This window comes from Pseudomonas sp. JL23 (assembly GCF_056933585.1).
Genome location: NZ_CM167795.1, coordinates 3,083,316 through 3,100,247, shown reverse-complemented (window position 1 = coordinate 3,100,247; position 16,932 = coordinate 3,083,316). Strand labels below are relative to the sequence as shown.

At 60.7% G+C, this 16,932-nt stretch carries 20 protein-coding genes; 14 read left to right on the top strand and 6 right to left on the bottom strand.

Annotated features, from left to right (window positions below):
• Positions 1-124 precede the first annotated feature (124 nt).
• The gene (locus AC1Z24_RS14505) at positions 125-634 is read right to left on the bottom strand and encodes a DUF1993 domain-containing protein (protein ID WP_483746234.1); all 510 of its coding nucleotides are present in this window, start codon (positions 632-634) and stop codon (positions 125-127) included.
• A gap of 118 nt (positions 635-752) precedes the next feature.
• On the opposite strand from AC1Z24_RS14505, the gene AC1Z24_RS14500 reads away from it, so the two are divergent.
• Positions 753-1,400 carry a YceH family protein gene (locus AC1Z24_RS14500; protein ID WP_483746233.1) on the top strand — a complete coding sequence of 216 codons (648 nt, stop codon included), beginning with the start codon at positions 753-755 and terminating at the stop codon, positions 1,398-1,400.
• Here AC1Z24_RS14500 and AC1Z24_RS14495 read toward each other — a convergent pair.
• Positions 1,397-2,209, bottom strand: a complete 813-nt coding sequence (locus AC1Z24_RS14495) for a shikimate 5-dehydrogenase (protein ID WP_483746232.1) — start codon at positions 2,207-2,209, stop codon at positions 1,397-1,399. The two genes, AC1Z24_RS14500 and AC1Z24_RS14495, sit on opposite strands and share 4 nt — an antisense overlap.
• A gap of 224 nt (positions 2,210-2,433) precedes the next feature.
• On the opposite strand from AC1Z24_RS14495, the gene AC1Z24_RS14490 reads away from it, so the two are divergent.
• The 3 genes from AC1Z24_RS14490 (at position 2,434) to AC1Z24_RS14480 (ending at position 3,463) form a co-directional block, all read left to right on the top strand.
• Positions 2,434-2,781 (top strand): hypothetical protein, encoded by a 348-nt coding sequence (locus AC1Z24_RS14490; protein WP_483746231.1) that lies wholly within the window; start codon positions 2,434-2,436, stop codon positions 2,779-2,781.
• Between the two features lie 150 nt (positions 2,782-2,931).
• Positions 2,932-3,126, top strand: coding sequence for a hypothetical protein (locus tag AC1Z24_RS14485; RefSeq protein WP_259104995.1), 195 nt, complete (start codon positions 2,932-2,934; stop codon positions 3,124-3,126).
• A gap of 154 nt (positions 3,127-3,280) precedes the next feature.
• A complete protein-coding gene (locus AC1Z24_RS14480) occupies positions 3,281-3,463 on the top strand; it encodes a hypothetical protein (protein ID WP_259104996.1) in 183 nt (60 codons plus the stop codon).
• Positions 3,464-3,589: 126 nt separating this feature from the next.
• On the opposite strand, the gene AC1Z24_RS14475 is transcribed toward AC1Z24_RS14480, so the two are convergent.
• The gene (locus AC1Z24_RS14475) at positions 3,590-4,150 is read right to left on the bottom strand and encodes a hypothetical protein (RefSeq protein ID WP_483746230.1); all 561 of its coding nucleotides are present in this window, start codon (positions 4,148-4,150) and stop codon (positions 3,590-3,592) included.
• A 345-nt stretch (positions 4,151-4,495) separates the two neighbouring features.
• Between AC1Z24_RS14475 and pbpG the strand changes: the two genes are divergently transcribed.
• The 6 genes from pbpG to AC1Z24_RS14445 all read left to right on the top strand — a co-directional run bounded on the left by pbpG (position 4,496) and on the right by AC1Z24_RS14445 (position 10,299).
• Positions 4,496-5,431 (top strand): D-alanyl-D-alanine endopeptidase, encoded by a 936-nt coding sequence (pbpG, locus tag AC1Z24_RS14470; RefSeq protein WP_483746229.1) that lies wholly within the window; start codon positions 4,496-4,498, stop codon positions 5,429-5,431.
• A gap of 195 nt (positions 5,432-5,626) precedes the next feature.
• Positions 5,627-6,085, top strand: coding sequence for a DUF2214 family protein (locus tag AC1Z24_RS14465; RefSeq protein WP_483746228.1), 459 nt, complete (start codon positions 5,627-5,629; stop codon positions 6,083-6,085).
• Positions 6,086-6,385: 300 nt separating this feature from the next.
• A complete protein-coding gene (locus tag AC1Z24_RS14460) occupies positions 6,386-7,411 on the top strand; it encodes an ABC transporter substrate-binding protein (RefSeq protein WP_483746227.1) in 1,026 nt (341 codons plus the stop codon).
• Entirely contained in the window at positions 7,396-8,310 is a 915-nt protein-coding gene (locus AC1Z24_RS14455; protein ID WP_259105001.1) for an ABC transporter permease, read from the top strand. The genes AC1Z24_RS14460 and AC1Z24_RS14455 overlap by 16 nt, the downstream gene beginning before the upstream one ends.
• Before the next feature lie 5 nt (positions 8,311-8,315).
• On the top strand, positions 8,316-9,125 hold the full coding sequence (locus tag AC1Z24_RS14450; RefSeq protein ID WP_483746226.1) for an ABC transporter permease: 810 nt from the start codon (positions 8,316-8,318) through the stop codon (positions 9,123-9,125).
• A 19-nt stretch (positions 9,126-9,144) separates the two neighbouring features.
• Entirely contained in the window at positions 9,145-10,299 is a 1,155-nt protein-coding gene (locus AC1Z24_RS14445; protein ID WP_483746225.1) for an ABC transporter ATP-binding protein, read from the top strand.
• A gap of 79 nt (positions 10,300-10,378) precedes the next feature.
• On the opposite strand, the gene AC1Z24_RS14440 is transcribed toward AC1Z24_RS14445, so the two are convergent.
• From AC1Z24_RS14440 to AC1Z24_RS14430, 3 genes are read right to left on the bottom strand one after another with little or no spacing between them, the layout of a single operon-like run.
• Positions 10,379-11,161 carry a PAS domain-containing protein gene (locus AC1Z24_RS14440; RefSeq protein WP_483746224.1) on the bottom strand — a complete coding sequence of 261 codons (783 nt, stop codon included), beginning with the start codon at positions 11,159-11,161 and terminating at the stop codon, positions 10,379-10,381.
• A complete protein-coding gene (locus AC1Z24_RS14435) occupies positions 11,161-11,811 on the bottom strand; it encodes a response regulator (protein ID WP_483746223.1) in 651 nt (216 codons plus the stop codon). The genes AC1Z24_RS14440 and AC1Z24_RS14435 overlap by 1 nt, the downstream gene beginning before the upstream one ends.
• Entirely contained in the window at positions 11,780-12,940 is a 1,161-nt protein-coding gene (locus AC1Z24_RS14430) for a sensor histidine kinase (protein ID WP_259105008.1), read from the bottom strand. Before AC1Z24_RS14430 ends, AC1Z24_RS14435 begins: the two co-directional genes overlap by 32 nt.
• 171 nt (positions 12,941-13,111) lie before the next feature.
• Between AC1Z24_RS14430 and AC1Z24_RS14425 the strand changes: the two genes are divergently transcribed.
• The 4 genes from AC1Z24_RS14425 (at position 13,112) to AC1Z24_RS14410 (ending at position 16,906) form a co-directional block, all read left to right on the top strand.
• Positions 13,112-13,654 carry a dimethylamine monooxygenase subunit DmmA family protein gene (locus AC1Z24_RS14425; RefSeq protein ID WP_483746222.1) on the top strand — a complete coding sequence of 181 codons (543 nt, stop codon included), beginning with the start codon at positions 13,112-13,114 and terminating at the stop codon, positions 13,652-13,654.
• Positions 13,651-14,583 (top strand): PDR/VanB family oxidoreductase, encoded by a 933-nt coding sequence (locus AC1Z24_RS14420; protein WP_483746221.1) that lies wholly within the window; start codon positions 13,651-13,653, stop codon positions 14,581-14,583. Before AC1Z24_RS14425 ends, AC1Z24_RS14420 begins: the two co-directional genes overlap by 4 nt.
• 141 nt (positions 14,584-14,724) lie before the next feature.
• The gene (locus AC1Z24_RS14415; RefSeq protein WP_483746220.1) at positions 14,725-15,741 is read left to right on the top strand and encodes a heme-dependent oxidative N-demethylase family protein; all 1,017 of its coding nucleotides are present in this window, start codon (positions 14,725-14,727) and stop codon (positions 15,739-15,741) included.
• Positions 15,742-15,775: 34 nt separating this feature from the next.
• Positions 15,776-16,906 (top strand): aminomethyl transferase family protein, encoded by a 1,131-nt coding sequence (locus AC1Z24_RS14410; RefSeq protein WP_259105012.1) that lies wholly within the window; start codon positions 15,776-15,778, stop codon positions 16,904-16,906.
• Positions 16,907-16,932: the final 26 nt, after the last annotated feature.

The following is a 16,932-nucleotide window of genomic DNA, read 5'->3' as shown; positions in this document are numbered from 1 at the left end:
CAGATCAAGGCAGGGATCTGACAGGCACACAGGCAGGGACAACGCTACGGCGGGGATGTTGCAGAAAGTGAATCGCCGCCTCGAAACCAGGGCGGCGACCGGTTACAGCAGGATCAAGCCAGGATTACAGCGCGCCCATGTAGTCGCGTTTGCCGATCTCGATACCGTTGTGACGCAGCAGGCCGTAGGCCGTGGTCACGTGGAAGAAGAACTGCGGCAGGCTGTAGGTCAGCAGGTAGGACTGGCCAGTGAAGCGCTTTTCCTTGTCGGTACCAGGGCGCAGCACGACTTCGATCTCTTCGTTGCCGTCGATCTGCTCAGGGGTGATGCCGCCGATGAAGGTCAGAGCCTTGGCGATCAGCGCTTGCAAGTCAGCAAAGGTGACTTCGGTGTCTTCGTACTTTGGCGGCTCGATCTTGGCCAGGCGCGCCGAAGCACCTTTGGCGAAGTCGACAGCGATCTGTACCTGACGGGTAAACGACAACATGTCCGGGAACAGACGCGACTGCAACAGCGCTTCAGGCTGGATCTTTTTCTCGGTAGCGTGGGCTTCGGCCTTGCTCAGGATGGCGCTCAGGGCTTTGAGCGAATGCTGGAAAACCGGAACGGAAGCGGAATACAGGGAGATAGTCATGGCAGTTCCTTGGTTGAAGGTCGGGGATTATAGACATGAATTAGCTTTAAGAAACCCTGTCTTTTTCCGTCGTCTTCTCTGCTAGGCTGATGGCCTTTTCATTCATAGGGAATGCACCATGTCCACCGCCGAAACTCCGGACAACGCCCTGCAACTCAACAGCACGGAAGTACGCATCCTCGGCTGCCTGATCGAAAAACAGGCCACCAGCCCCGAGACCTACCCGCTGACCCTCAATGCACTGATCATCGCCTGCAACCAGAAAACCAGCCGCGATCCGGTGATGAACCTGACCCAGGGCCAGGTCGGCCTGAGCCTGCGCGCCCTGGAGGGCCACGGTCTGGCGCGCCTGGTGATGGGCAGCCGTGCCGATCGCTATGAGCATCGCGTGGACAAAGGCCTGGAGCTGGTCCCGGCTCAGGTTACTCTGATCGGCCTGTTGTTCCTGCGCGGGCCGCAGACAGTCAACGAGCTACTGACCCGCAGCAACCGCATGCACGACTTCGAAGACGTCGATCAGGTGGTGCACCAACTGGAGCGCCTGATTGCCCGCGGCCTGGCGACCCTGCTGCCGCGCCAGTCCGGCCAGCGTGAAGACCGCTACATGCACAGCCTTGGCGACCCGGCGGACCTGGAAGAACTCCTCGCCGCCCGGCAGAGCGCGCCTGAGCGCAGTTCCGGCAGCTCGGCTTCCAGCGAGCGTATCGATGAGCTGGAAGCGCGAATTGCTGCGCTGGAAGAGCGTCTGGCACGACTGGAACGTTAACCCCTGGCGAATGCTGCGGCCTGTCGATACTGCTCATCGGCAGGCCGTACGCCGGTGTACAGCACGAATTGCTCAAGCGCCTGGATCGCCGCCACTTCATCACCGCTGATCACGCGCTTGCCCAAGCGGCGGGCGGCCTTGATCAGCGGGGTGTCCGCTGGCGTAGCGACTACATCGAATAGGGTCTCGGCAGCCGCAATTGCGGCTTCATCGAACGCCAGTTCGTCGGCCTGGGCTCCTGCCATGCCCAAGGGCGTGACATTGACCAGCAACGCCGGGCGCTCGTCACCTAGTTGCGCCTGCCACTGCAAACCGCAGGATTCGGCCAGAGCACGACCGGCCTGCTCGTTGCGGGCGATGATCAGGCCATCGCTGAAACCCGCGTCACGCATGGCGCTGGCCACGGCCTTGGCCATGCCGCCGCTGCCGCGCAGGGCAAAACGGGTGCGCGGTACCTTGTGGCTGTCGAGCAATTGGGCTACGGCGATGTAATCGGTGTTGTAGGCCTTGAGATGGCCGTCTGTGTTGACGATGGTGTTGATCGACTGAATCGCGGCGGCGGACGCATCCAGCTCGTCGACCAGGGCAATGCAGGCTTCCTTGAACGGCATGGACACGCCGCAACCGCGAATACCCAGTGAGCGGATGCCGGCAACGGCGGCAGGCAGGTCCGTCGGGGCAAACGCTTTGTAGTAGAAATTCAGACCCAGCTGTTCATACAGATGGTTATGAAAGCGCACGCCGAAGTTACCGGGCCTGGCGGCCATAGACATACAGAGAAGAGTGTCTTTGTTCGCAGTCACGGGCATGTTTTTTCTCCAACGGTATTAGATAAAGAGGGCCCGGCAGGCGTATCATCGTGGCTGTTAAGGTATTGAAACGCCCTGCCCGGTTCTATCGGCGGCTACCTTACACAAAATTTACTCAGCGGCTTGGAAGATTTGCCAAAAGTCGCTGTCATAGAGTTATCCCGTGGCATTGCTTGAGATGAAGTCAGGCTAGCGACAACGGGGTTGAAAGCCGAGGAACAGTCATGATTCGTCAAATTCCCAAGGTTGCCTTGTTACTAGGTGCCCTAGCCCTTGCAGGTCAAGCCGAAGCCCATGGCGGCGGCAACTGGGCTGGTCCCGCTGTCGTGGGTGCGATTGTTGGCGGGGTGGTTGGCGCCGCAGTGAGCTCGGGGCCTAGACCCGTCTACGTCCAGCAAGCCGCGCCGGTATACGTACAGCAGCCGGTCTATGCCGCACCACCACCGGTCTACTACCAGCAGCCCGTGGTTGTAGCGCCGCCACCGGTTTATTACCGTCCGCAATACTATGGCCCGCCACCGGGCTACTATTACGGTCGTCCCCATGGTTACTACGGCGGTGGCCGCTGGTAATCGCCGCACCGACAACCCCGCCCTTTTGGCGGGGTTGTTGTTTGGGGAGATTAAATTTTTAGTACAAAGGTCGTAACCAGAACAATGACCAAGGAAAAATAGGTCATCATGTGGCTGTATTGATTTATCTATAACGATAAGGACCATGCCATGCCGACACAGAATCCCCATCACGCCAATGGTCTGTGCACCTCGAACAAAGTCTATAGCGCCCTCACCGAACTCAAGAGCCTGGAAGGTCACCGCACCGCCAAGTTTCTCTCCCTGCTGGCACAGAACCTGGTGGAAAAGGGTTTGCTGTCGGATCAGGAAATCGTTTCGATGCTGGATCAGGTGGTCGATTGACCGCCTGAGACTCACTCCCCGCGTCCCCCCTCGCCGCTATTCGCTGCAAATCATTTCCGCCATCAATTCATCAATGTCCACTATCGAGAGCGGTGATTTCTGCCCGCGACGATGGCGCCGTAAAGTAGCGCCATAGATTGGTGGAGACACTTAAATGAACAAGGTTCAAATCATGTCGGTCGTCGGCAGCGCAGTACCGGCCCAGTTGCGTGAACGCGGTCTGTTGGCTTGCTGGTACCTGATGCACAACGGCGAGCCGGTCAGCGGCCCCTTTGTATCACTGCCCGACGCCCAGGCCTCATCGGCCGAACTGGATGCCCGCCATCTGAACAGTTGATTGCCCGTTTCAAGCTTCACGCTTCAGCGAAAATCGTGCGTTGCTCCGCACACCCCCTTGCCCGCATCCTCCCCTGAGTGCGGGCTTTTTTTGCCCCGCAAACGCCAGGCCCGCACAATTCGGCGCTTACAGACGCTCCGCCATCGCTGCATTGACCTGACAACGATGGGTCAGCTTCTGCAGGCGCTTTTCAAGAGCGATGAACACCACGCGATCAACGCGGCCGCTTTCCAGCTCATCGACCAGATCACCGGCAACCTGGCGCAATTCGTAGGCAATCACGATGCGGTCGTCATTCAGATCCTGCTTGTGCGATTCGAACAGGCGATGCAGGTAGTCCTGCAGCACATTCTGCAAACGATGGCGGTCAGTGGCGCGCAGGTGACTGAGGTTAAGACTGATCCGCGCCAAGGCCTCACTCAACTCACCACACAGGTACTGCATGCGCCGCGCATAACCGACTTCCCGGTCACGCATCTGCTTATGCTGGGCTGCCGCATCCTGCTTTTTCTGAATCGCAGGAATCAGCACGGCCATCATCATCCCGATTACCAGCCCCGTGGCCTGAACCCAGTTGGCCCATTCCGATGGTCTGGAGAACGACCCCATCCCCAGCAGAAGTGCAGCCAACGCCACTGCGACGATCACCAGAACGACGTAATCCTTGCTGATAAAACCCTTGGGCATTGCATGATTCCTTAAATCTGTTGAGGCATGGGCAGCGATGCTAATCGGTGCAAGCGTTTGACACCATGAATATTCAAGCTCATTCACGAATGGATGGCACGTTTCATGGCGAACATAAAATGACGGCAATAGACGACTCGTTGGAGCGAGGCTTGCCCGCGAAAGCGATGTTTCAGATTAAAAAATGGTGTGAAGTTAGCGGCCTCTTCGCGGGCAAGCCTCGCTCCCACAATAATCACGCGCCGATGTATAGAGATGAAACCTCCTGCAACACCCATCGACATCCAGCCAATTCGGCATAAAATGCAGCGTTTTTTCTATATTCCTTCTTTTAGTGAGCCACTCTTGAACATTCGTCTTCCTGTCCTGGGCCTATTATTTGCACTTAGCGGCCCGCTCTTCACTTCTATTGCCAGCGCCAACGATGCTGCTCCCTTTAACCGTGATCCTTCGCAACTGCACCTGGCTTCGGGCAGTGCAATGGTTATCGACCTGCAAACCGACAAAGTCCTGTACTCCAGCAACCCTGATGTCATCGTGCCCATTGCTTCGGTCACCAAACTGATGACCGCCATGGTGACGCTGGATGCCAGGTTGCCGATGGACGAGTTCATCCCGGTGGATATTTCCAAGACCGCCGAAATGAAAGGCGTGTTCTCCCGGGTCAAGCTCGGGAGCGAACTGAGTCGCCACGACATGCTGCTGATTGCTCTGATGTCCTCGGAGAACCGCGCGGCCGCCAGCCTGGCCCACAGTTATCCGGGCGGCTATCAGGCCTTTATTCTGGCCATGAACGCCAAGGCCAAGGCACTGGGCATGGCCCACACGGTGTATGTCGAACCTACCGGCCTGTCGATCTACAACGTCTCGACTGCTCGCGACCTGACCAAACTGGTCATGGCCGCGCGAAAATATCCTTTGCTCAGCGAACTGAGCACCACCGAGGAAAAGACCGTTACCTTCCGCAAGCCCACCTACAGCCTGGGCTTCAGCAACACTGACCACCTGGTGCGCAAATCCAACTGGGACATCAAGCTGACCAAGACCGGCTTCACCAATCAGGCCGGCCACTGCCTGGTCCTGCTGACCACCATGGCCAATCGCCCGGTCTCGGTGGTGATTCTTGACGCCTTCGGCAAATACACCCACTTCGCCGACGCCAGCCGTCTGCGCCTGTGGCTGGAAACCGGCAAGAGCGGCGCGGCGCCGGAAGTCGCCCTGCAGTACAAGAAAGAGAAGAACCTGGTGATGAAACAGAACGGCCTGCAAGTCAAAGAATAGGACCTGCCGGGCGGCGCGCCGCTTCAGCCGGGAGAGCATCCTCCCGGCTAAAGCGACTCCCACAGGCTCGCGATGACGCCACGCCATATTCATCCGCGACACGCCCTGCAAATTAGATGGGCAAATCAGTCCTTTATGAGCTAAACCTGTGACATCGCCCGCACTGTTCGGGGCGTCCTATGGGAGTTCAGGACCATGCTCGTCAAATGGCTGCTGGCCGCAGTACATCTATTGGCCTTTGGTTTTGCCCTGGCGGCGGTACTGGCCAGGGGTCGGGCGCTACGCAGACTGAGAACCGACGATGCACGCTCCTTCCGGGATGTGTTCGTGGTCGACAATATCTGGGGGCTTTCCGCTGCCCTGCTGCTGATTACCGGGGCCTTTCGGGCCTTTGGCGGCATTGAAAAGGGTTCGTACTACTACCTGCATCAACCGCTCTTCCATCTGAAGATTCTCGCCTTCATTTTGATCGTGGCCATCGAAGTGGTGCCCATGTTCGCCCTGATCAAATGGCGAATCGCATTCAAGAATCAGATGCCCATCGACACCAGCCGCTCCCGGCGCTTTGCCCGGATCAGTCACGCCGAGGCTGCGCTGATGGTGATTATCGTCATTGCCGCCACCGGCATGGCCCGTGGGGACTTGATCAGCTAAGCGCTCTGAATCAAGTATTTCACCGGTAAAACAGACCGCCCTCGTGGCGGTTTTTGCGTTTGAATGCGCGGGATTCAGGCCTTCTGCACCGCAAAACGCTTGCACAAATGTTGGAATACCATAATATGACATTCCAACGGTTCAGCCATGTTTTTACCGACAACGTCCAGCCCCTTGAGCAGACAAGAGACGTGCGGAGGCTAAACCTGCAACAGCCAGATTTCGTTTTACTGCTCTAGCCGGGTGTGCCCGCAAAGAGGCGCATTCGGACATCCCAGGATTTTCACCGAGGGCAACAGTATGGCAATTGGCAAAGGTATAACAGCAGCGTTGGCAGGTTTGGTTTTCACCTTGGGCAGTGGCGCGACAATGGCCGCTGACAGCATCAACTTTGTCAGCTGGGGCGGCAGCACCCAGGACGCGCAAAAAGAAGCCTGGGCCAATGTGTTCAGCAAAAGCAGCGGCATCACGGTGGTACAGGATGGCCCGACCGACTACGGCAAACTCAAAGCCATGGTCGAAAGCGGCAACGTGCAATGGGACGTGGTCGATGTCGAAGCCGACTTCGCCCTGCGTGCCGCCAAGGAAGGGTTGCTGGAACCGCTGGACTTCAACACCATCGACCGCAGCAAAATCGACCCTCGATTTGTCTCCGACCATGGCGTCGGCTCGTTCTTCTTCTCTTTTGTCCTGGGCTACAACAAGGACAAGCTCAAAGGTCAGGAACCTGAAACCTGGAGCACCCTCTTCGACACCAAGACCTACCCCGGCAAACGCGCCCTGTACAAATGGGCCAGCCCTGGCGTACTGGAACTGGCCCTGCTCGCTGATGGCGTAACGCCTGACAAGCTCTACCCTCTGGATCTGGACCGCGCCTTCAAGAAACTCGACACCATCAAGAAGGATATTGTCTGGTGGGGCGGCGGTGCGCAGTCGCAACAATTGCTGGCTTCCGGTGAAGCATCTCTTGGGATGTTCTGGAATGGCCGGATCTATGCATTGCAACAGGACGCCGCGCCAGTCGGGGTAAGTTGGAAACAGAATCTGGTCATGGCCGATATGTTGGTCGTGCCCAAAGGCAGCAAGAACAAAGCCGCAGCCATGAAGTTCCTCGCCAATTCCAGCAGCGAGAAAGGCCAGGCTGACTTCTCCAACCTCACCGCCTATGCGCCGGTCAACGTTGACAGCGTCAAGCGCCTCGATTCGTCGCTGGCGTCCAACCTGCCCACCGCGCATGTCGCGGATCAGGTCACCCTGAACTTCGCTTACTGGGCAGATCACGGTTCCGAAATCGCCACACGGTGGAATGAATGGCTGGTCAAGTGAGTTCATCGGTTATTGGCTCCCGGCAGGGTGACGCGTCAAGCGTCACCGCTGCACCGCCAGCCAACGAAAGAAGCCTGCGCTGGCGGGGTTTCAGCAACCTGCTGCCGGCCCTGGCTTTCCTCTCGATCTTTTTCCTGTTGCCTCTGGTCGCCCTGCTCTTGCGCGGTGTGCTGGAGCCGACGCCCGGCTTTGGCAACTACGCCCAGTTGTTCGCCAACTCGGCCTACGTACGGGTACTGGTCAACACCTTTTCGGTGGCCGGGCTGGTCACGCTGATCAGCCTGCTGCTGGGTTTTCCCCTGGCTTGGGCGATCACTCTGGTGCCCCGTGGCTGGGGTCGCTGGCTGCTGAATATCGTGCTGTTGTCGATGTGGACCAGTCTGCTGGCGCGCAGCTATTCCTGGCTGGTGCTGTTGCAGTCTTCCGGGGTGATAAATAAAGCGCTGATGGCCATGGGCATCATCGATCAACCGCTGGAAATGGTGCATAACCTCAGTGGCGTGGTGATCGGCATGAGTTACATCATGATCCCGTTCGTGGTCCTGCCGTTGCAGGCAACCATGGCCGCCATCGACCCCATGGTGTTGCAGGCAGGTTCCATTTGCGGGGCCAGCCAGTGGACCAACTTCTACCGGGTATTCCTGCCCCTGTGTCGGCCGGGACTGTTTTCCGGCGGGTTGATGGTCTTCGTCATGTCCCTGGGCTACTACGTCACCCCGTCGCTGCTCGGTGGCGCGCAGAACATGATGCTGCCCGAGTTCATTATCCAGCAGGTGCAATCCTTCCTTAATTGGGGACTGGCCAGCGCCGCAGCCGCCTTGTTGATCGTCATCACCCTGGTGCTGTTCTACTTCTACCTGAAGCTGCAACCGGAATCCCCGGTCGGCAACGCGAGGTAATCCCGATGTTATTGACCGCCAATGCCATGGGCAAAGGCCTGCGCCGCGGGCTGTTCGTCAGCACGGCGCTGATTGCCGCCTTTCTCTTGCTGCCGATCGTGTTCATCGTCCTGCTGTCGTTCGGCTCTTCGCAATGGCTGGTCTTTCCGCCACCGGGCTGGACGCTGAAATGGTATGTGCAGTTCTTCGCCAACCCGCAGTGGATGGACGCAGCCATGGCCAGCCTCAAGGTAGCCCTGCTGACCACGGTGTTCGCCTTGCTGCTGGGCCTGCCCACGGCTTTCGCCCTGGTGCGCGGGCGCTTTGCCGGACGCGACTTCCTGTACGGGTTGTTCACCCTGCCGATGATCGTGCCACTGGTGATCATTGCCGTGGCGGTGTACGCGCTGTTCCTCAAGCTGGGCTACACCGGCACGTTGTTCGCTTTCGTGGTCAGCCATGTCATCGTCGCCCTGCCCTTTACCGTGATCTCCATCATCAACTCCCTCAAGCTGTTCGATCGCTCGATCGAAGACGCGGCGGTGATCTGCGGCGCCTCGCGCCTGCAGGCGGTGATCAAAGTGACTTTCCCGGCCATTCGCCCGGGGCTGATTGCCGGTGGCCTGTTCGCTTTCCTCGTGTCGTGGGATGAAGTGGTCCTCAGCGTGATGATGGCCAGCCCCACCCTGCAAACCTTGCCGGTGAAGATGTGGACCACCCTGCGTCAAGACCTGACCCCGGTGATTGCCGTGGCTTCGACCCTGCTGATCGGCCTGTCCCTGGCCGTGATGCTGATCGCCGCGCTGATCAAACGCCGTAACGAGATACGCGCCTGAGCGCGCAGGAGACTCATCCATGAAATCCGCTCAATCCGTTTTGTCGTCCGATACCGCCAAACCCCTGGTCAGCCTGCGCCATCTGAGCAAGCATTACGGCAGTTTCAAGGCCGTGGACGATCTGGCCCTGGACATTCAGGAAGGCGAATTCCTGACCTTCCTCGGCTCCAGCGGCTCGGGCAAAACCACCACCCTGATGATGCTCGCCGGCTTCGAAACCCCAAGCGCCGGGGAGATCCAGGTCGAAGGCCGCTCGCTGGTCCAGGTGCCGCCGCACAAACGCAATATCGGCATGGTGTTCCAGCGCTACTCGCTGTTCCCCCATCTGTCGGTGCGCGACAACATCGGCTTTCCCCTGTCGATCCGCAAACGCGATGCCGCCGAACGCAACAAGCGTGTCGACGAGATGCTCAAGCTGGTACAACTGGAAGCCTTCGCCGAACGCCGTCCCAGCCAGCTCTCCGGCGGCCAGCAACAGCGCGTGGCGATTGCCCGGGCGCTGGTCTACGAGCCACGCATCCTGTTGATGGACGAACCCCTGGGCGCCCTCGATAAAAAGCTGCGCGAAGATTTGCAGGACGAACTGCGCCAGTTGCATCGCCGCCTGGGCATCACCATCGTCTATGTCACCCACGATCAGGAAGAGGCCATGCGACTGTCCCAGCGCATCGCCATCTTCAGCCACGGCAAGATCGTCGGCCTGGGCAGCGGCTATGACCTGTACCAGAACCCGCCCAATGCCTTCGTTGCCTCGTTCCTGGGCAACTCCAACTTCCTGCGGGTCACTGCGGGCGGGCACGCGGTGGCACGTTTCGAAGGCCGGGACGTGGCCATGCGGCCGATGCCAGGCGTCAGCCCCGGTACCGACCTGCTGCTGATGATCCGCCCGGAAAAAGCCCAGGTCCTGACCACTGAAATGGCCGCCATACAGCCCCTGGAAAATGGCTGGAACGAAGTCAGCGCCCAGGTCGAGGAAGTGGTATTCCTCGGTGAAAGCCAGACCTACAGCGTCAAGACCACCCAAGGCTGCACCCTGAGCATCAAGGCCCTGACCAATGGCCAACCGCTACTGCCTGCGGGCAGTGAGGTGCGGGTGCGCTGGGCGGCGGCGGATGCCTGTGTCTATAGCGAGTGGAATGAAAGTGATCTGAACAAGACCACTGTGGCGGCCTAGAAAAAGCCGCTATATCCCGGCTCCGTTGGAGCGAGGCTTGCCCGCGAAGAAGTTGGTACATTCGACGCACTCTTCACCGCTAACATACTGTGTTCGCGGGCAAGCCTCGCTCCAACGACGCAGGGGTCATCTCAAAAATCGCCCCTTCAATCCCCAGCACCTCGCGGCTATCGGAATAGATGCCGACGCCCTTCTCCCATACCACCTTGATCGTGCCGTCGGCACAGCGGATGCGGTATTTCAGCTCGTAAGGCTGCTGCCGAGACAGCGCGTATTGCACTTCGCGCCAGACATAATCGGCATCGTCCGGGTGAATCAGGCTGCTGTAGGTGCAGTCGTGGTTGTCCATCAGCCGCTCGGCCGGGTAGCCGGTCAGTTGCTGGCAACCGGCACTGACGAATTCCATGGTCCAGTCGCGGTTATTGCGCCCGCGATAAATCAACCCCGGCATGCCGTCGAGCAGGCTGCTGGCGCTACGCTGGCTGGCTTGCAGGGCAATCTCGCGACGCTTGTGGGCGGTGACGTCGTTGACCACCAGATAGAAATGCAGCTCGCGACGCTTCAAGCTGACCTCGAACCAGCGCAACTCGCCGGCCGGGTGCACGAAGCGCAAGCGCTGATTGAAGGCAATGGCCGGGCGCAGGCGCAGTTCGTACAAGGCCTGACGCCACAGCGAACGATCTTCCTGATGCACGTAGTCGATGAGCATGCGCGTGCCCTGGGGCCGCTCCATCAGCTCGACCCAGGTGCTATTGAAACGAGCGATTTCACCGTTGTCGCGCAACTCCAGCAGCGCAATGGGGAAGGCATCCAGTGGCGGATTGGCCAACGGTTCCAGAGCGGCTGCACGATTGTCCATCATCAATGCCGCTCCTCTTTGCGCAACGACGCCACCTTGTGCACCCACGCCGCCAGTTCCAGACGCGAGCGCAGGTTGAGCTTCTGCAACAGGTTCTTCACATAGATCTTCACCGTGCCGTCGCTGATCCCCAGCTCGCGGCCGATCTGCTTGTTGCTCATGCCCGAGGCGATCAGCGCCAGGGTCTGGCTTTCCCGGTCAGTCAGGGTGCTGTCGTCAATCTTCGCAGGCAGCGCCTGAGGCTCGGCCAGCAGCGAGACCAGGGCGTCATCCAGAACAATCGCACCCTTGCTGCAATTGCGCATGTAGGTCAGCAAAGCCTCCGGTTCGGTTTCCTTGAGCACATAGCCACTGGCCCCCAGACGCAGGGCCGTGAGCAGCTCGCCGCGATCCATGGAGGCGGTGAGTACGACGATCTGGCAATCCAGGCCCAGTTGTTTGATTTCGTCGAGCACCTGCAACCCGCTCAGGCCCGGCATATGCAAATCCAGCAGGACCAGTCGCGGCGCCAGGTTCACCGCCAGGTTGATGCCTTCGCGGCCGCTGGCGGCCTGGCCGATCACATCGAAGTCGTCGCTGGCGTCGAACAGCTGCGCCAGCCCCCGGCGGAACAAGGGGTGATCATCGATCAGCAATAAGCTCGTACTGTTCATCGAGGCGCCTCGGCGAGTCTTCGGTGGAAGGAGGGGTAAGGTTCAGCTGCACGCGAGTGCCATGGGGAAGCACGGTTTCGATGCTCAACTGCGCACCGATACTCGCCGCCCGCTCGCGAATGATCGCCAGGCCGTAATGGTTGTCGTCCAGGGAGGCCGGGCTCAGGCCGATGCCGTCGTCCTCGACGCTGACGGTCAGTTCGCCCTGCAGGCTCTGGCGCAATTCCAGGCGCACATGTCGCGCGTGAGAATGCCGTACCACGTTGGCCAGGGCCTCGCGGATGATCTGCAACAACTGCAATTCCACTTCCGGCGACAGGGCGTCGTCGGCCAGGCGATTGTCCAGTTCAAAGACGATGATGCAGCGCCGCGAGAACTCGGCCACCGAGTCGGCCAGGGCCTGACGCAGGGAGCGGCCGTCCATGGTCAGGCGCGCGCTGGTGATCAGCTCGCGCACCTGACGCTGCAACTGGCTCAGACCGCCACGCAGTTCCGCCAGCAAAGGCGTCAGTTGCTCCGGTTGATTGAGTCGGCCTTGAATCAGGCTGGTCTGGAATGACAGATAGCCGAGCTGCTGCGCCACCGAATCGTGCAGCTCCCTAGCCAAGGCACCGTGCTGTGAAGTGGCTTCCTTGCGCTGTTGCTCACGCTTGTAGCGCAGCAATTGCACACTGACACCGACCACCCTGGCGCTGTCTTCAAGCAACTGGCGCAGGGCGCGGCTGGCGGGATACGGGCTGTCGAGCAGCAGCACAGCGCCCGCCAGGCTTGGCTCGTTAGTGACTGCACACAACACCCGGCATTGGCCGCGCCTATGGCAGGCACTACAGGCCCGGGCCAGTTCGCCGAGGGTACCGCTGCGCCACAGGCAATCAGCTTCGTCCTCGCAGGCGCTGAGCAATGCGCGCCGCGCCGGGCCGTAATCCTCGCCGGGCACAGCCAGGCCAAGGCGGCAAGCGTTTAGCAGTGCCTCGAAATGGTCCATGAACTGCGACAAGGCATCGTCCGCGTGCATCTGCCGCAGCGGTAACTCGGCCAACAGGCGACGGATGTCACCGGCCTTGTCCGGGCGCGTGCGCAGCAACCATCGTCGCCACGCCGTCGGCCTCACTTGCGCTGTCACTGACATCCACCTGTCCTTCGCCGGAATCTGCACAAAGGCGAGCAACTTCCATGCCTCCGACACCCTGTTTCGCCGGCCTACCCCCAAGGAGATACCTCTTTTTCCGGATTGAGCGGTAATTCCTTTTAAGAAAGTATCTTCCCCAACAGGAAACAAACCCACGAACCGGAGGGTTTCATGAGCAGCGCCCAAAACAGCGACACTTACCGCCCCTTCAGCGTGCCGCAATACCGCCAGGCCGCCCCGAAAGCGTGCGCGCTGCACCATCTGTTGGTACTGCAAAGCGCAGTCGATGAGTTGCCTGAATCCCTCCAGGCTTTTGTCCGCGACCTGCCCCGGCCGATCCTGCTCAGCGCTCGCAGCGAAGGCTTCGGCAAACATCTGAAGACCCTGCTCTACGCCGCGCCAATCGGCAGTCATCTGTATGTGCTCGGCGATGAAGCCTTTCTGTGGCAGGTGCATGTCACGGCTCAGGGCGCGGGCATGCTCAGCGAGGAGATCGACCTGCTCGACTGCGGCCCGGTGCAGCGCCGGGTGTTCTGTGTGCATTGCGGCCTGACGCAGAACACCCCCGCCGTCGCGCAACTGAACTGCGCCGGGTGCCGAGTGCAACTGGGGGTTCGCGAGCATTTCTCCAAGCGTCTGGGCGCCTATATGGGCGTCTGCGAAAACCCCGACCAGGCCTACGCCCAAGTACAGCAGAGCGAGGTGCAACCATGATGCAGGTTCGCGTCAGCGCCATCCGCCAACTGACTCCGGTGATTCGCGAGTTCACCTTTGCCGCCCTCGATGGCGATCTGCCCGGTTTCTCCTCGGGCAGCCATGTGCAGGTGCACCTGCCGTTGACACAACGTACGGCGCGCAACGCCTATTCGCTGATCAGCGACCCGGCCGACACCCGCCACTATCAGATTGCCGTGCGTTTGCAGGAGCCCTCCCGTGGCGGCTCGCACTATCTGCATCACCAGGTGCAGGTCGGCGACACCCTGACCCTGTCGCCGCCAGCCAACCTGTTCGCCCCGGACCTGACGGCGCGCCAACACATTCTCATTGCCGGCGGCATCGGCATCACCCCGTTCATGGCCTACCTCGATAGCCTGGAACGCAGTCGCGCCACCTTCGAACTGCATTACGCCTATCGCGGCGGCCTGACCGACGCCTTTATCGACGAGTTGCAGGAGCGCCTCGGCAGCCGCCTGCACCGCTACGACGGCAGCGCCGCTCAGGTCATGGACCTCAAGGCCATTCTCGAATCCCGGCCCATGGGCAGCCATGTCTACACCTGCGGCCCGCAGCGCCTGCTCGACGGCGTACGCGAGCAAGCCAAAGCCCTTGGCTGGCCCGATGCCCGAGTGCACTGGGAAGCCTTCAGCAGCGCGCAGCCGGGTGTGCCATTTAGCGTCGAGCTGACGCGCAGCGGCCTGAGCCTGCAAGTCGAGGCCGAGCAAAGCCTGCTCGAAGCCCTGGAAGAGGCCGGGGTGGCCATTCCCAACCTGTGTCGCGGCGGCGCCTGCGGTCAATGCGCGACCCGTCACCTGCAAGGCGACATCGAACACCGCGACCACTGCCTGAGCGCTGAAGAACAACAGCAGTACCTGATGCCCTGCGTGTCACGGGGCTGCGGCACGGCCCTGATTCTCGATCTGTAAACCTGTGGGACCGGCTTTAGCCGGGAATGCGTTCGATCTGATCAAGAACATGCAGCGGATGTACAGGCCCTTTCCCGGCTAAAGCCGGTCCCACAAATCCAAGCCAAATTCAGACCGATGTTTGATAAGAGGAACCCACCCATGTCCGTGCAATTCACTGCGCCACAAAGCTACCGGGATGATTTCACTTTCCGTAACAGCCCCAAGGCCATTGCCCGCTTTCCGTTCCCCTTTACCGAAGACAGCTACATGTATTCGGTGAATATCGAACCGGCCACACCTCGCGCGCCCGGCTCGGTGTATCAGCACTGGTTCGATATCGACGAGCATTACCGGTCGGAAATGGCCGAGCGCGCCCTGGTGCTGGACAAGGATCCACGCCGTTGCCTGGTCATGCCGCACATGCAGGAAGCCTCCTGGGATGCGCTGCAGATGTTTATGGAGCACCTCTCGGCAGACTATCCGCAGTGGTTCGAACTGGACTGCAACGGCAATCACTGGCACTGGCGCAACAAGGCCCTGGGTATCGACCAGCGCTTTACCTTCGGCGATGCCTGCACCCTGCCCTGCGAGCCCCTGGAGTTCATTACCCGCCAGGTCCAGGGTGATATCGCCCTGCTCGATCAGCGCGACAACGACCTGTTCATGGACGCCGGTATGGTCACCTCGCCCGCCGACTGGTCCCTGGCCTTCGACGCTGGCATGAGCTTCAAGCAATGGCACTCGCCGGTGCCCATGGCCAACCAGATGGGCGTGTTCGACCGCGCCCTCAAGTACCTGCTGGCGATCCAGGTCAACCAGCCGGTGCGCCGCCTGAACTGGACCCTGACCATCAATCCGCGCCTGGACTCCTCCCCCGAGACCTTCCACGAATGGGGCTCCGATCGCGGCCAGATCACCCCGGACAACGTCGGCAGCGCCGTGCACCTGCGCGTCGAGCTGCAATTCATGGTCCGCCTGCCGCGCAGCAACGGCCTGATGTTCAGCATCCGTACCTACCTGATCAGCATGAACGAACTGGTCAGTCACCCCGGCTGGGGCCAGCGCCTGCACCGGGTGCTGCGCGACCTGCCAGACCCGATCGCCGACTACAAGGGCATGACCCGCTACCGCCAGACCCTGGTGCAGTGGCTCAGCCAATTCGACGAGCAGGCCTGAAACCTCCCTCTTTCCCACCACAAGGAATCATCACATGGCTCACTCCTGGCGCATCTCCGCACTGGCCGAACGTCACCGTGCCCTGGGCTCGAACCTGGAAGACTGGAACGGCATGGGCACCGCCTGGACCTACGCCAGCGACCTGGCCGACCACCATCAGGCGATCCGTACCAAGGCCGGGCTGATGGACGTCTCGGGCCTGAAGAAGGTCCATTACGTCGGCCCCCACGCCGAAAGCCTGCTGCAATGGGCGACGACTCGCGACATCGCCAAGCTGTACCCCGGCAAGTCGGTGTACGCCTCGATGCTCGATGATGACGGCAAGTTCATCGACGACTGCATCGTCTACCGCACCGGCCCCAACGCGTTCATGGTGGTGCACGGCGCCGGCACCGGCTACGACATGCTGGTGCGCTCGGCCCAGGGCCGCCAGGTCGCAGTGCTGTTCGACGACGACCTCCACGACCTGTCGCTGCAAGGCCCCCTGGCCGTGGACTTTCTCGCCGAGCACGTGCCGGGCATTCGCCAGCTGCCGTACTTCCACCATATGCAGACCCAGCTGTTCGGCCGCCCGGTGATGATCTCCCGCACCGGCTACACCGGCGAGCGCGGCTACGAGATTTTCTGCAAGGCCGCCGACGCTCCGGCGATCTGGGAGCAGATCCTCGAGCAGGGCGCGGGCATGGGCATCATCCCCTGCGCCTTCACCGCCCTGGACTGGCTACGGGTGGAAAGCGCGCTGATGTTCTTCCCCTACGACAACTCACAGATGTACCCCTTCGCCAACGAGAAGGCCGGCGACACACTGTGGGAACTGGGCCTGGACTTCACCGTATCGCCAGGTAAACAGGAGTTCCGTGGCGCCCTGGAGCACGCCCGCCTGCAGGGCAAGGAGCGCTTCAAGATCGCCGGCATCCTGATCGACGCCGCCCGCAGCGCCGACGCCGGCGACAGCCTGTGGCACGACGGCAAGCAGGTCGGAGTGATCACCTGCGCCATGTACTCGCGCCTGAGCAAACGCTCCATGGCCATCGCCCGGGTCAGCGTCGACTGCGCCGCGCCCGGTGTCGCCCTGCAGGTTCGCGGCAGCCTGGAAGCCAGCGCCGCCAGCCACGCCCTGCCCTTCGACGACCCGCAAAAAACCAAGCGCACCGCCAAGGGCTGAGCCACGCCGCCAACATTCCGGGAGAC